Here is a 13,517-nt window from a genome sequence, read left to right as displayed (position 1 = left end):
GGTGATCCTCGTGCTCGCGGGTTGGGCGCTTCTAGCGTACCGGCGCCCCGCGGACACCGGTGTCGCCCCGCCGCAGGTGCGCCCGCAGCGCGGAGATCAACTCGGCCAGATGCCGTTCGACGGCGCCGCCGAGTCCCGCGAAGTTGATGAAGCCGTGGGTCATCGACCCCATGCGGCGCAGGTCCACGGAAACACCGGCGGCGGCCAGCGCCTCGGCGTACTGCTCCCCCTCGTCGCGCAGCGGATCGAATCCCGCGGTGACCACCAGCGCGGGCGGCAACCCGGTGAGGTCGTGGGCCAGCAGCGGCGCGACGCGCGGGTCGGTCACGGCCACGCCCGATCCGTCGAGATAGGCCCGCCGGAAGAAGTCCAGGTCGTGGCCGGTCAGCACGAACCCGTCGCCGAACAGCGTCCGCGACCGGGTGCGCGCCGCCAGGTCGGTGACCGGATAGATGAGGAACTGCAGCGACGGTGTGGGCACGTCGGATCTGGCCGCCCACCGAGCGACCACAGCGGCGAGCGCACCGCCGGCGCTGTCCCCCGCGACGGCGACGCCGCCGGTGATGCCGAGTTCGGCGGCGTGCGCGGTGATCCAGGCGTACGCCGCGCTGCAGTCGTCGACTGCCGCGGGAGCGGGATGCTCGGGCGCCAGTCGGTAATCGACGGAGAAGACGTGCACCCCGGCGTCCTGGCAGATCCGGCTGCACACCGCGTGGTAGCTGTCCAGGTCACCCAGGGCGAAGCCGCCGCCGTGGAAGTAGACCACTGCGTCGGTGGCGCCGGCGGCCCGGTAGTGCCGGACCGCAACTCCCGCGGCGGGGCCCGGGATCGACAGCACCTGTACAGGGACCGGGCGCGCCGGGCCGCCCAGACCGACGCACGTCTCATGCATCACCGCCCGACTGCGCGGCACGTCGCCGTCGGTCACCATGCCCGTCACCCCGGTCAATCGTGCGCTCGCCAGGAACAACTGCAACCGCGGATCCAGGGTGTTGCCGTCGATCACCACGGAACGGAAACCGGACAACCCCCGCAGGACGGGCGCGGGCAGTGCGGAGAACAGGGCGGGCGAGACTCGGCTGCCGACCCGCAGCACCGGCAACGGCAACCTGATGGGGCTCATGACCACCGACGGTATTGCATGACCACCGTCACGCGGACGGGTGTCGAATTAGGTCGCACTGGGCCAGGGGAATATCGTGAGCACAAAGATTCTGACTTCAACCAGGTAGGTGAGATGACGTTGACCGGCCAGTCGGGGACCGTTCCATCGATCGGGCTCAACGACGAGAACACCATGCCGGCACTCGGCCTGGGCGTCGGCGAGCTCGGTGATGCCGAGACCGAGCACGCGGTGTCCACCGCCCTCGAACTGGGGTACCGCCTCATCGACACCGCAGCGGTGTACGGCAACGAAGCGGCCGTCGGCCGGGCCATCGCCGCCTCCGGCATCCCGCGCGCCGAGGTGTTCGTCACCACCAAACTGGCGGTGGCAGACCAGGGCTTCCAGTCCTCGCAGGACGCCATCAAGGCCAGCCTCGAGCGCCTCGGACTGGAGTACGTCGATCTCTACCTGATCCACTGGCCGTACGCCGAGGGCGGCAAGTACATCGACAGTTTCGGCGGGATGATGCGCGCGCAGGCCGATGGGCTGGCCAAATCCATCGGCGTGTGCAACTTCACCGCCGAGCACCTCTCCGACATCATCGACCTGACGTTCTTCACCCCCGCGGTGAATCAGATCGAACTGCATCCGCTGCTCAATCAGTCCGCCCTGCGCGCGGTCAATGCCGACCACGGCATCGTGACCGAGGCCTACAGCCCACTCGGCATCGGCAAGGTGCTGGAGAACAGCGCGGTGACGTCCATCGCAGCGTCCTACGAAAAGTCGCCCGCACAGGTGCTGATCCGGTGGAGCCTGCAGCTGGGCAACGTCGTCATCCCCCGGTCGTCCAAGACGGAGCGAATTGCCGAGAACCTCGACGTATTCGACTTCGAGCTCAGCACCGCCGACATGGACACCCTCAACGGCCTCGACGAGGGCACCCGGTTCCGCCCGGATCCGTTGACCTACACCGGCCCCTAGCCACTCGGGCAGGTGGCCGCCGCCTCCTGCAGCACCGGCGCCGACGCGGCGTCGAGTGCCAGCTGGTACCCGCGCAGCACCGCCAGGAACTGCATGGCGTACTGGCAGTGGAAGGCCACGTTGGGTGGCATCCACCGCGCAGGTTCGGCGTCGCCCTTGTCCTGATTGGTGGGCCCGTCCACGGCCACCAGATTGGCGGGGTCGTTGGCGAACCGGATCCGCAGTTCGTCGGTCCAGTTGCGCGCGCCCTGGTCCCACGCGTACGCCAGGGGCACGATGTGCTCGATCTGGACGGCCGCCCCGGTCTGGTTGCCGCGGACGAAGGGGATCGTCTTGCTGGTGTACGGGTCACGCAGCACCCCGGTGGCGACCGCCGTAGGGCACCGGCTGATCGGCACGTGAGTTTTCTCGATCAGATCCCGGTCCAAGATGTCGTTGCGGGTGTCGCAACCGTTGCCCCCGCCGGGAGCGGTGTTGTCATCGGTCCAGGCCTCCCCGAACGCCGCCCGGCGGTAGTCCCCGCTGCGGATCCGGGCCGGCACCACCGTGATTCCGGCGAGCACGTCGACACCCGGTGCCACGCTGGGCGGTTGGGCGTGGGCGACGGCAGCGCCGCCCGCCGGGTCGGCGGCCTCACCGGACTCGGACACCGCCTGGTAGGCCACGATGACCGACAGCGTCGCTGCCACCGCCAGCCAGGCCGTCGTCCGGCGGGTCATGTCTTGTCCAGGAAGTCGATGAGATCGGTGTTGGTGAAGAACGCCGCCAGCGACGCCAGACCCGGATCATGCGGAATGCGGGGATAGAGCACCTCGCACAGTGCGCGGGCGTCTTCGATGATCGGTCGGTGCAGCTTCAACGACAGGAAACGCAGATGGTAGGAGCGGCCGGACTGGTTGAGCCCCAACACATCTCCCTCATCCCGCGCATCGAGGTCCAGATCTGCCAGCTCGAAACCGTCCTGGGTGGCGGCCACCGCCTTCAGACGGCTGCCCGACGGTGACGACTCGGGCAGTTGGGTGATCAGCAGGCACAGGCTGGCATGGCGGCCACGGCCGATCCGGCCGCGCAGCTGGTGCAGCTGGCTGATACCGAAGCGGTCGGCGTCGGCCACCACCATCACCGTGGCGTTCGGCACGTCGACACCGACCTCGATGACGGTGGTGGAGACCAGCACATCGATGTCCCCGGCCTTGAACGCCGTCATCACGGCGTCCTTCTCGACCGGATCCAGACGTCCGTGCATCAGGCCCACCCGCAGATGGGCCAGCGGTCCCGACTTCAGGTGCTCGTAGAGGGTGGTCACCGGGATGGGGCGTGGACCCTTCTCCTCGGTCGGCACGTCGTCGATGCGCGAGGCCACCACGTAGGCCTGCCTGCCCTCGGCGACCTCCTCGCTGATTCGCGTCCACACCCGGGCCAACCAGGCCGGCTTGTCGTTGACGAACACGGTTTTGGTGTCGATCGGTTGCCGACCCCGCGGCAGCTCGCGCAGCGTCGAGGTGTCCAGATCGCCGTACACCGTCAGCGCGAGGGTACGCGGAATGGGGGTGGCCGTCATCACCAGCAGGTGCGGGGTGATTCCATCAGCGGCCTTGGCGCGCAATGCATCTCGTTGCTCGACACCGAAGCGGTGCTGCTCGTCGACCACCACCATCCCGAGGCGGTCGAACTCCACGGTGTCCTGCAGCAGCGCATGGGTGCCGATCACGATGCCCGCGGCGCCGGAGGCCACCTCCTCGCGCACCTGCTTCTTGCGCGCGGGCGACATCGACCCGGTCAGTAGAGCCACCCGGGTGCCGGACTGATCCCCACCGAGTTCGCCGGCCGCGCCCATCGGGCCGAGCACCTCCCGGATACCGCGGGCATGCTGGGTGGCAAGCACTTCCGTGGGTGCCAGCAGCGCGCACTGATAGCCCGCGTCGATCATCTGCAGCATCGCCAGAACCGAGACGATGGTCTTGCCCGAACCCACCTCACCCTGCAGCATCCGGTTCATCGGTGCGGTGGCGGCCAGTTCCTCGGACAGGGTGGTCAGTACATCGCTCTGGCCGGTGGTCAGTTCGAAGGGCAACTGGCCCAGCAGGCGGTCACGCAGGCCGCCGGCGATCAGCGGCGCGGGCGGTGCGGGTTCGCGCGACTGGCTGTACCGGGTGGCCACCAGCGCCCACTGCATGCCCACGGCCTCGTCGAAGGTCAGCCGTTCGACCGCGCGGGCCCGCTCCTCGCTGTTCTCGCTCACGTGAATCGCCCGCAGCGCGTCATCCTGGGACATCAGGTTGTGTTCGCGCACAAAGTCTTCCGGAATGGTCTCGGGTACCGGGTCGAGCACCTCGAGCACCTGGCGGACGCAGGCGTAGATGTCCCAGCTCTGCAGCTTGGCGCTGGCCGGGTAGATGGGGAAGAACTCGCGTTCGAACACCGACATGTCCAACTCACCGTCCTCGCCCTTGACGGCAAGGGCTTTGAGGTTGGCGCTGCCACGCATCCGCCCATCGAGCACCAGATGTGCCGGATGGGTGAGCTGCATCTGATCCCGAAAGAACCCGATCTCCCCGGAGATCATCAACCGGGTGCCTTTCACCAGGCTGTTCTTCAGGTACTTGGCGTTGAAGAAGGTGGCGGTGACGTTCCGGTCGGTCAGCGTCACCACCATGTATTCCTTTTTGGCCTTGGTCCAGCGGACGTCGACCTTGGCCACGGTGTCGACGAAGGTGACGTGTTCGCCGGCCTCCGGTGCCGAGTCCTCCCCCAGCACCGTGGCGCCCTTGCTGTACTTGCGCGGGTAATGCCGCAGCAGGTCGTTGACGGTGCGGATGCCGAATACGTCGGCCAGCTTGGCGGCCGCCTTCTTGCCCACGATGAAGTCCAGCGGATCGGCGAGTCCGGCCATCTATTCCACCCCGATGATCACGGTGTCACCGGCGTGGCCGGTCTGGTAAGCGACGAACTCGGTGCCGGGGTGGTGCAGATGCACGTGCCGGCTCAGCGTGGTCCCCACCTCCGGCGGCGCTCCGGCCCCCAGCAGCACAGTCAGCAGCTCACCGCCCACACCGAGCATCAGATCGATCAAACCCCTTGCAGCGGAGGTGATGTCGTGGCGAACCACCAGCACCTCACCGCCCACGATGCCCAGGCCGTCACCCACCCGGCACGGACCGGCCCACGTCAGCGCCGCCTCGGTGGCCGTGCGCACCGAGCCGTAACGGGTGGCGCCGGCCGCCGCGGCCATGGTGTAGCCGTCGTCCACTGCGCGGCGGGCCGGATCGTGCACCGCCAGCGCCGCAAGCCCGTGCACCATCGACCCGGCGGGCACCGGCACCACGTCGATGCCCCAGCTGGTGGCCGCGGTACAGCCGGCCACCAGTTCTTCGGCGGCGACGTAACCGTTGGGCAGCACCATCACCTGCGCCGCGCCTGTGTCGATGAGGGCACGCACCAGTCGGCGGGCGTCGACGGCAGGGTCGGCGCGCAGCACCGTGGCCCCTTCGCCTGCAAACAATTCGGCGGCCCCGTCACCGTCCACCACCGCCAGCACCGCCCGCTGCGCGGTGAACCCGGCCGGCGCCGCTTTGCCGGTCGCGGCCAGCACCGAGATCTGGATGCGACGGGCCGTGCCGTGGGCCAGGCCGGCCTCGATCGCTGCTCCCGCGTCGTCGGTGTGCACGTGCACCGACAGACCCGCGCCGGGCACCGACTCGGCCAGCGCGATGGAGTCACCGAGTGCTTCCAGGCGCTCCCGCAGTCCGGTGACGGCCTCCGCCGGACAGCCCGTCAGCTGGTACATGACCTCGAACTGGGCAGGGGGCGCCGGTGCCGAGGTGCTCGCCACCGGACGGGGTTCATAGACCGGCCGCACCGGCACGTACCCCGTCACCGTGGCGCGCAACGCGTCCAGCAGCACCACCAGCCCCCGCCCACCGGAATCGACCACTCCCGCTTCGGCCAGCACACGCAATTGGTCGGGGGTCTTCTCCAGGGCCACCACCGCGGCATCCCCGGCGGCGGCCACCACCTCCCCCAGCGCGACACCAGCGGCGCTGCTGTGCTCGGCGGCGGCGGTGGCGGCCTGCAACACCGAGACGATGGTGCCCGCCACCACGTCACCGCCGAGGGCGGAGACCATCAGCCCCTCGGACCGCCGCAGCGCCGCGGCCACGGCGGCACCGCCGATCTCGATCGCATCCGCTGCAGTGACGTCGGCCAGGCCGCGCAGAATCTGTGACAGCAGCATGCCGGAATTGCCCCTGGCGCCGTGCAGCGCGCCGTGGGCCAGTCGCGAGACGACATCGGCGGGCCGGGCGCCGACGTCTCCGGACGCCTCCGCAAGTGCCGCCCGCATGGTGAAGAGCATGTTGGTGCCGGTGTCGGCGTCAGCGACGGGAAAGACATTGAGGCGGTTGATCTCGTCGGCGTGGGTGATCAGATCGCCGACGCAGGTGTGCGCCCACGACAAGATGGCGGCGCCGTCGAGCCGACGATCAGCCATCCTGCGCCTCCTCCCGCCCACCGGCCGAACCGCCCGTGCGTGCGGCGCCAGCCTAGTCAGTGGTCACGACAGCTTCTCCTATGCTCGGCAGTGCCATGCCGCGCCTGTGGAGAGCGTTTTGGTGTTCGCAGCCCCGGTCGGTATTCTGTTCAGGTTGTCGGGTCACCCGCACCAGCGGTCGTTGGCCCGTCACCTGCGAGTGATCCAGTAATCGAGTTTCGGATGAGGAGTTCTACATGGCTGCCGTGTGCGATATCTGCGGGAAGGGCCCCGGCTTCGGCAAGTCGGTGTCGCACTCCCATCGCCGGACCAGCCGTCGCTGGGATCCGAACATCCAGAGCGTCAACGCCGTGACCCGTCCCGGTGGTAACAAGAAGCGCATCAACGCCTGCACGTCGTGCATCAAGGCCGGCAAGGTCGTCAAGCAGGGCTGAACGCCGAGCCGGGAGTAAAAATTCCGGCTGTGACGGGTTAATTGGATTCATTGTTCGGGTAGTCGTTCCGCATGACGTCCTTCAAGATCACCCGCCGTACCGTTGCCCTGACCGCCGCCGGTTTCGCTGCCGCGACCATGGTGACTGTCGGAGTCGCGTCCGCGGAGCCGACACCCAGCCCCGGCCCCGAGCCCGCACCGACCCTGGTGCCCACCACCACGACCGTCGTTCCGGTGCCCGATTACTACCCGAACGAGACCGGTGGCGGCGAGAGTGAATCCGAGGGTTCCTCCGACGACTCCTGACCCCGCGACCCCCAGTGCCGCACCATCGCCTCTGGCGAGGGTGCGGCACGCGTCTTTTCCGGGGTTCGGTCCGCGACACACCGGGTACGTGACGGTATGACCACGACCCGTCGACACACCCGCAGTGCGCTGCTGCTCGGGGCCGGCGCCTCAGTAGCTGTGCTGTCCGCCTGCAGCATCAGTTACACCGGCGCCGAGACCCCGGATCCCACCATGCCCGCGCCTGCGGTCACCACGACCACCACCACCGAGGCCCCACCGGCCGGGCCCGGGGGTGACGGAGAGCCGGAAGTCGGGGTGGGCGAGGTGCCCGCCCCGCCGTCGCCTCCCGAGCCACCGGCGCCGCCGAGCGCCCCGGAAGGCGTGTGACGCTACGGCAGGCGCCAGTCGATCGGCTCCGCGCCCATCTCTGCCAACAGGGCGTTGGCCCGGCTGAACGGACGCGACCCGAAGAACCCGCGCGACGCCGACAGCGGCGAGGGGTGCGCAGATTCGATGGCGACGCAGTTCGCGCCGAGCATGGGTTTCAAGGTCGAGGCGTCACGGCCCCAGAGGATCGCCACCAGAGGCGTCTGACGCTGCACCAGAGCTGTGATGGCGCGTTCGGTGACCGCTTCCCAGCCTTTGCCCCGATGCGAGGCAGGGGTTCCGGGGCGCACGGTCAGCACCCTGTTGAGCAGCATCACGCCCTGCTCGGACCACGGCGTCAGATCACCGCACGACGGTGAAGGATGCCCGAGGTCGGCACTGTACTCGGTGAAGATGTTGGCCAGGCTGCGCGGCAACGGGCGCACGTCCGGTGCCACCGAGAAGCTCAGCCCGATCGCGTGCCCCGGCGTCGGATACGGATCCTGCCCGACGATCAGAACCCTCACCTTGTCGAACGGAAATGTGAAGGCGCGCAACACATGTGCACCCGACGGCAGATACCCGCGCCCCTCGGCGATCTCGGCGCGCAGGAATTCACCCATCTGGGCCACCCGCGAACTCACCGGCGCCAGCGCCTGCGCCCAGCCGTCGTCCACCAGTTCACCGAGAGGTCGCACCGTCACGCCGTCACCCTATCCACTGCCGAACGACTCCCAGCCGGACGGCCCGGTCCAGTGCCCGCCGTCGAGCAGTACCCGTCCGCTGCCGTCGCGGACCGTGCCGATCACCCGCCAGCCGGGGGGCGCCGCGCCCGGGAAACAGGCCACCAGCGCATGGTCTTCGCCACCGCCGAGCACCCAGTCGCGGGGATCGACACCCACCTCGTCGGCGGCCGGCCCTAGGATCGACCATTCCTCCCGCAGTGCCCCGGCCGACAGGTCGATGTCGACACCGGAGGCCACCGCGATGTGCCGAAGATCGGCGACCAGCCCGTCGGAGGTGTCCGTCATGGCGGTGGCACCCGCCTCGGCGGCGACGGCACCCTGCCCGTACGGCGGCACCGGAACCAGATGGCGGCTGCGGAATTCGGCGAAGTCGTCGATGCCCGCCGCCCACATCGCATGACCGGCGGCCGAGACCCCGAGATCCCCGACGACGGCCACCACCGATCCGGGCCGGGCGCCGCCGCGGGTCACCGGTGCCCGGCCCCCCAGATCGCCGAACACCGTCACCGACACCACCCAGTGCGGGCTCGCCACCAGATCACCCCCGATCACCGGCGCACCGGCCAACGCCGCCTCCGCCCACAGTCCGTCGGCCAGTGCGGTGGCGACCGACGCGGCCGAGTCCGCCGGCGCGCCGAGTCCCACCACGAATCCGGTGGCGGTCGCGCCCATGGCCTCGACGTCGGCGGCGTTCTGCGCGATCGCCTTGCGTCCCACGTGATACGGCGTGGACCAGTCGAACCGGAAGTGCCTGCCCTGCACCAGCATGTCGGTGGAGATCACCACGCGCCCATCGGGGGCGGCCAACACCGCGGCGTCATCGCCGGGGCCCACGTGCACACCGGCCGAATACTGCCGGCCCGCGGTCAATTGCTTGATGACTGCGAACTCACCCACGTCGGCCAGGGTCGGCCCGTCCTGATCACCCACGGCTGCGGTGTCCTCCTGACCTGTTGACGCGCCCGACCTGCGGTAGGTTGAGTCCACATCGAGACAGGGAGACTACACCGGTGGCCGAGGCGTTCATGCTGATCCAGACGGAGGTGGGCCGCGCCGAGGTGGTCGCCAAGCAGGTCAGCGCACTCGCCGGGGTGCTGTCGTCGGAATACGTCACCGGGCCCTACGACGTGATCGTCCGGGTGGGCGGTGCGCAGGTTCAGGACGTGGTGGCCGCGGTGCAGCAGGTCGAGGGCATCACCCGCACGCTGACCTGTCCGATCGCCGGGGCGGCCGCCTGAACGCAGAGCCCCACCGCGACGGACCGCCGCGGTCCGTCCTGATCATCGCGCTCGTGATCGCGGTGGTGGCCGCCGGCGCGGTCCTGGCGATCGCGGCCACCCGCACTCCGGCACCCACACCCGTTCCCATTGCGGCCGCACCCGCCCCGGCAGCAGCCGGACCCGATTGCGCGCGGTTGCTCGCCGAACTACCCGACACCCTCGGCGACTACCGCCGTGCGGTCGCCGCCGAACCGGTGCCGCCGGGTACAGCGGCCTGGCAGGCCGAGCCCGGCGGCGAGCCGGTGATCCTGCGCTGCGGCCTCGATCGCCCGCTCGACTTCGTGATCGGCGCACCCCTGCAGCTGGTCGACGCCGTGCAGTGGTTCCGGGTGACGGACCCCTCCGGCACCATCACCAGCTGGTTCGCCGTCGACCGACCCGTGTACGTGGCACTGACCCTGCCGACGGGCTCAGGACCCACCCCCATCCAGGAGATCTCGCGCGCCATCGAGAAGACCCTGCCGGCCGTTGCCCTGCAGCCCGGTCCTCCGCGCTGAGCGAGCTCAGCGGAGCCCGGTCCCCCGGGCCAGTGCCGTCTCCACCATCGCCGACAGCAGCGCCGGGTAGTCCATCCCGCTGGCGGCCCACATCCGCGGATACATCGAGATGGTGGTGAAACCGGGCATGGTGTTGATCTCGTTGAGCACCGGACCGGAATCGGTGAGGAAGAAGTCCACCCGGGCCAGACCCTGGCAGTCGATCGCACTGAATGCGCGGATCGCGAGCCGGCGGATCTCGTCGGCCACGTCGTCGTCGATCTTGGCGGGGACGTCGAGTTCGGCGGCGTCGTCGAGGTACTTGGTGGCGAAGTCGTAGAAGCCGTCCTCACGACCCCGGACGCCGGCCACCCGGATCTCGCCCACGGTGCTGGCCTCGATGCGACCGTCGGGCAACTCGAGCACCCCGACCTCGAGTTCGCGGCCCGGGACGGCAGCCTCGACGATCACCTTGGGGTCGTGACGCCGGGCCTCGGCGATGGCGGCGTCGAGCCGATCCCACGAGGCCACCCGGGTGACGCCGATCGAGGACCCGCCGCGCGCCGGTTTGACGAACACCGGCAACCCCAGCCGCTCCCGCTGGTCGGCGTCCAGCGTCGCCTGGCGGGGACGCAGCACCACCTGGTCGCCGATCGGCAGGCCTTCGGCTGCCAGCAGCTTCTTGGTGAACTCCTTGTCCATGCCCGCGGCGCTGGCCAGCACACCCGCGCCCACATAGGGCACACCGGCGAGTTCGAGCAGGCCCTGGATGGTGCCGTCCTCGCCGTACGGCCCGTGCAGCACCGGGAACACCACGTCGACTGAGGCCAGGACTTCGCCCGCGCCCCGGCCCAGGGACACCAGCTCACCGCCGCGCTGCGGGTTGGTGGTCAGCGTCAACGCCTCACCCGAGGAATCGGTGACGGCGGGCAGCGTGCCGTCGGTGATCACCAGGCTGGCCGGGGTCGCCGAACTGAGCACCCAGGCGCCGTCGGGGGTGATCCCGACGGGCACCGCCTCGAAACGCTCAGGGTCCAGATTGCGCAGGATGGATCCCGCAGACACGCAGGAGATCGCGTGTTCACTGCTGCGCCCGCCGAAGACGACGGCGACGCGGATGCGGCCGGAGGACTCAGAGGGTGCAGTCACAATTCAGAAAGGCTACCGGCACCGCACCACGCGCAGTCATCCGAGCGTCACCCGAGGGCGCGCTCGATGTCGCGCAGCACATCGTCGGTGTCCTCGATCCCCGCCGAGATCCGCGCGAACCCGTCGCTGACCGCATCGCCCCACCGGGCGCGCCGATCCAGCGAGGTGTGGATGCCACCGAAGCTGGTCGCGAACACCAGCAATTCGCTGCGTGCGACCAGCCGGTGCACCGCCTCGGCGTCGGCCAGTTGCACCGACACCAGTCCCCCGAAACGGGTCATCTGCTGTGCTGCAACGGCGTGCGCGGGGTCGGTGGGCAGCCCGGGATAACGGACCGACGCCACGGCGGGGTGTTCGGCGAGCATGGCCGCCAGCGCCGCGGCGGTGTGACACTGCCGCTCGATCCGCAGGCCCGCGGTGCCGAGACTGCGCAGCAGCAGCCACGCCTCGAACGAACCCAGGATGGGGCCGGCCAGCAGACGTTCCCGCTGCACCGCGGCCATCAGTTCGGCATCGTCGCCGGCGACGTAGCCGGCCAGCAGATCACTGTGTCCCGACAGGGCTTTGGTGGCGCTGGCGACCACCAGGTCGGCGCCCAGTGTCAGCGGCTGCTGGCCCAGCGGAGTGGCCGTGGTGTTGTCCACCAGCAGACGGGCCCCGCGTCCCCGGCAGACCTGCGCCAGCCTGCCCAGGTCCACCACGTCCAGGCCCGGGTTGGCCGGCGTCTCGGCCAGCACCACGTCGGCATCCTGCGCCGCATCGCACATCTGGTCACACTGCGCCTCACGCACCGTGATACCAAGGGGCGCAAGATATTCCGCAGCGTAAGCGCGCACCTGGTAGTAGCCGTCGGCCGGCACCACCAGCACCGAACCGGGACGCGCGCACACCCGCAGGGCGGCGGTCACCGCGGCCATCCCGGAACCGAACACCAGCGCGGCGGTGGCGCCCTCGAGTGCGGCGAGCGCCGATTCCGCCTGGCGCCAGGTGGGATTGGTGACGCGGCCGTAGAAGTCCAGACCCTCGGTGGCTTCGGGAGCCAGATGGTAGTTCGACGCCGACACCAGTTGCGGTGCCACCGGCTCCCCCGCCACGGCCGACGAACTCACAGCCTTCACACTCCGCGTGGAGGTACCGAATGTCTGATCCATGTCCGTCACTCCGGTTTCGTGCTGCGGCCCAGAAGCAGCGCCACCGCGTCGAACACCGACAGCCCGCGGTGGCAGACCTGGTGTACGGCGTCGGTCAAGGGCATCTCCACGTCGTAGCTGGAGGCCAGGGCCAGCACCGACTGGCAAGAGGTCACGCCCTCGGCGACGTGACCTCCGCCGGCCGACTGGGCCTGTTCCAGGGTCTGTCCCTGCCCGAGGCGCTCACCGAACGCACGGTTGCGCGAGCGCGGTGAAGTGCAGGTGGCCACCAGATCCCCCACGCCCGCCAGCCCCGCCAGCGTCGCGCCCTTGGCGCCCAGCGCGATCCCGAGACGCATGATCTCGGCCAGACCGCGGGTGATGATGGCCGCCGCAGTGTTCTCCCCGAGCCCCACCCCGGCAGCCATCCCACAGGCCAGCGCGATGACGTTCTTGCAGGCGCCGCCGATCTCGGTGCCGATGACATCGGAGTTGGTGTAGGGCCGGAAGTAGCCGGTGCTGAGGCTGCGTTGCAGGGTCACCGCCCGCCCCGAGTCGCGGCAGGCGATGACGGTGGCCGCCGGCTGCTCGGCGGCCACCTCGGCGGCCAGATTGGGCCCGGAGAGTACGGCGACCTGACTGGCGTCGACACCGCTGACCTGACTGATCACCTGACTCATCCGCATCAAAGTGCCGAGTTCGATGCCTTTGGCCGTGCTGACCAGCGTGACGCCCGGGGTCAGCGCCGGGGTCCAATCGACGAGGTTGGCCCGCAACTGCTGAGACGGGGTGGCCAGCACCACCGTGGTGACGCCGCGCAGTGCATCCACCGGGTCGGTGGTGGCCCGGATCCCCGCGGGGAGAACCACGTCACCCAGGTAATCCGTGTTGCGACGACGGGTGTTGATCTCCTCGGCCACCACCTCGCGGCGCGCCCACAACCGCACGTCGTTTCCCGCATCGGCCAGCACCTTGGCCAGCGCGGTCCCCCAGGCGCCGGCGCCCATCACCGCCGCGGTTCCCACCGTGCCGCTCATCCTCGCCGCACCCCTCTCACCCTGGACCGAGTTGTCA

Annotated in this window: 15 protein-coding genes; 6 read left to right on the top strand and 9 right to left on the bottom strand. The window is 69.7% G+C overall.

All coding sequences use genetic code 11. From position 1 onward, the window contains the following. Positions 1 to 31: 31 nt before the first annotated feature. Positions 32 to 1,123, bottom strand: a complete 1,092-nt coding sequence (locus tag G6N58_RS19830) for an alpha/beta hydrolase (RefSeq protein WP_115277563.1) — start codon at positions 1,121 to 1,123, stop codon at positions 32 to 34. Positions 1,124 to 1,237: 114 nt separating this feature from the next. Here G6N58_RS19830 and G6N58_RS19825 point away from each other — a divergent pair, with 114 nt between their 5' ends. Then, complete coding sequence (locus G6N58_RS19825; RefSeq protein ID WP_115277564.1) at positions 1,238 to 2,086, top strand: aldo/keto reductase; 849 nt, start codon at positions 1,238 to 1,240, stop codon at positions 2,084 to 2,086. Here the strand turns inward: G6N58_RS19825 and G6N58_RS19820 are convergent. The 3 genes from G6N58_RS19820 to G6N58_RS19810 are packed head-to-tail and all read right to left on the bottom strand — an operon-like array spanning position 2,083 to position 6,575. Then, positions 2,083 to 2,805 carry an HNH endonuclease family protein gene (locus tag G6N58_RS19820; RefSeq protein ID WP_115277565.1) on the bottom strand — a complete coding sequence of 241 codons (723 nt, stop codon included), beginning with the start codon at positions 2,803 to 2,805 and terminating at the stop codon, positions 2,083 to 2,085. The genes G6N58_RS19825 and G6N58_RS19820 overlap by 4 nt on opposite strands. Then, positions 2,802 to 4,979 (bottom strand): ATP-dependent DNA helicase RecG, encoded by a 2,178-nt coding sequence (gene recG / locus G6N58_RS19815; protein WP_115277566.1) that lies wholly within the window; start codon positions 4,977 to 4,979, stop codon positions 2,802 to 2,804. Before recG ends, G6N58_RS19820 begins: the two co-directional genes overlap by 4 nt. Then, positions 4,980 to 6,575 (bottom strand): fatty acid kinase ATP-binding subunit FakA, encoded by a 1,596-nt coding sequence (locus G6N58_RS19810; RefSeq protein WP_115277567.1) that lies wholly within the window; start codon positions 6,573 to 6,575, stop codon positions 4,980 to 4,982. It abuts the gene before it with no gap. 236 nt (positions 6,576 to 6,811) lie between these two features. Between G6N58_RS19810 and rpmB the strand changes: the two genes are divergently transcribed. The 3 genes from rpmB (at position 6,812) to G6N58_RS31070 (ending at position 7,683) form a co-directional block, all read left to right on the top strand. Next, positions 6,812 to 7,009, top strand: coding sequence for a 50S ribosomal protein L28 (rpmB, locus tag G6N58_RS19805; RefSeq protein ID WP_068916327.1), 198 nt, complete (start codon positions 6,812 to 6,814; stop codon positions 7,007 to 7,009). A gap of 71 nt (positions 7,010 to 7,080) precedes the next feature. Beyond that, positions 7,081 to 7,314 (top strand): hypothetical protein, encoded by a 234-nt coding sequence (locus tag G6N58_RS19800; RefSeq protein WP_115277568.1) that lies wholly within the window; start codon positions 7,081 to 7,083, stop codon positions 7,312 to 7,314. A gap of 96 nt (positions 7,315 to 7,410) precedes the next feature. Continuing rightward, positions 7,411 to 7,683: a hypothetical protein gene (locus tag G6N58_RS31070; RefSeq protein ID WP_115277569.1), complete on the top strand. Its 273-nt coding sequence runs from the start codon at positions 7,411 to 7,413 to the stop codon at positions 7,681 to 7,683. A gap of 2 nt (positions 7,684 to 7,685) precedes the next feature. On the opposite strand, the gene G6N58_RS19790 is transcribed toward G6N58_RS31070, so the two are convergent. Together G6N58_RS19790 and G6N58_RS19785 are read right to left on the bottom strand one after the other, a co-directional pair. Then, positions 7,686 to 8,366 (bottom strand): uracil-DNA glycosylase, encoded by a 681-nt coding sequence (locus tag G6N58_RS19790; RefSeq protein ID WP_115277570.1) that lies wholly within the window; start codon positions 8,364 to 8,366, stop codon positions 7,686 to 7,688. Positions 8,367 to 8,375: 9 nt separating this feature from the next. Further along, the gene (locus tag G6N58_RS19785) at positions 8,376 to 9,338 is read right to left on the bottom strand and encodes a thiamine-phosphate kinase (RefSeq protein ID WP_115281397.1); all 963 of its coding nucleotides are present in this window, start codon (positions 9,336 to 9,338) and stop codon (positions 8,376 to 8,378) included. Between the two features lie 80 nt (positions 9,339 to 9,418). Between G6N58_RS19785 and G6N58_RS19780 the strand changes: the two genes are divergently transcribed. After that, positions 9,419 to 9,646 (top strand): Lrp/AsnC ligand binding domain-containing protein, encoded by a 228-nt coding sequence (locus tag G6N58_RS19780; RefSeq protein ID WP_115277571.1) that lies wholly within the window; start codon positions 9,419 to 9,421, stop codon positions 9,644 to 9,646. 53 nt (positions 9,647 to 9,699) lie between these two features. After that, entirely contained in the window at positions 9,700 to 10,185 is a 486-nt protein-coding gene (locus G6N58_RS19775; RefSeq protein ID WP_237023272.1) for a DUF3515 domain-containing protein, read from the top strand. Between the two features lie 6 nt (positions 10,186 to 10,191). Here the strand turns inward: G6N58_RS19775 and G6N58_RS19770 are convergent, their stop codons facing one another. Genes G6N58_RS19770 through G6N58_RS19760 form a run of 3 tightly spaced genes read right to left on the bottom strand, consistent with a single transcriptional unit; the run spans position 10,192 to position 13,480 of the window. Continuing rightward, positions 10,192 to 11,313, bottom strand: a complete 1,122-nt coding sequence (locus tag G6N58_RS19770) for a D-alanine--D-alanine ligase family protein (protein WP_115277573.1) — start codon at positions 11,311 to 11,313, stop codon at positions 10,192 to 10,194. Between the two features lie 47 nt (positions 11,314 to 11,360). After that, positions 11,361 to 12,464: a cystathionine gamma-lyase gene (locus G6N58_RS19765; protein WP_115277574.1), complete on the bottom strand. Its 1,104-nt coding sequence runs from the start codon at positions 12,462 to 12,464 to the stop codon at positions 11,361 to 11,363. A 5-nt stretch (positions 12,465 to 12,469) separates the two neighbouring features. Beyond that, complete coding sequence (locus G6N58_RS19760; RefSeq protein WP_115277575.1) at positions 12,470 to 13,480, bottom strand: NAD(P)H-dependent glycerol-3-phosphate dehydrogenase; 1,011 nt, start codon at positions 13,478 to 13,480, stop codon at positions 12,470 to 12,472. Positions 13,481 to 13,517 lie beyond the last annotated feature (37 nt).

Source organism: Mycolicibacterium tokaiense (assembly GCF_010725885.1).
In the GTDB taxonomy this organism is placed as follows: Bacteria; Actinomycetota; Actinomycetes; order Mycobacteriales; family Mycobacteriaceae; genus Mycobacterium; species Mycobacterium tokaiense.
The sequence above is the reverse complement of the archived record's forward strand: the minus strand, read 5'-3'. Positions and strand labels throughout refer to the sequence as shown.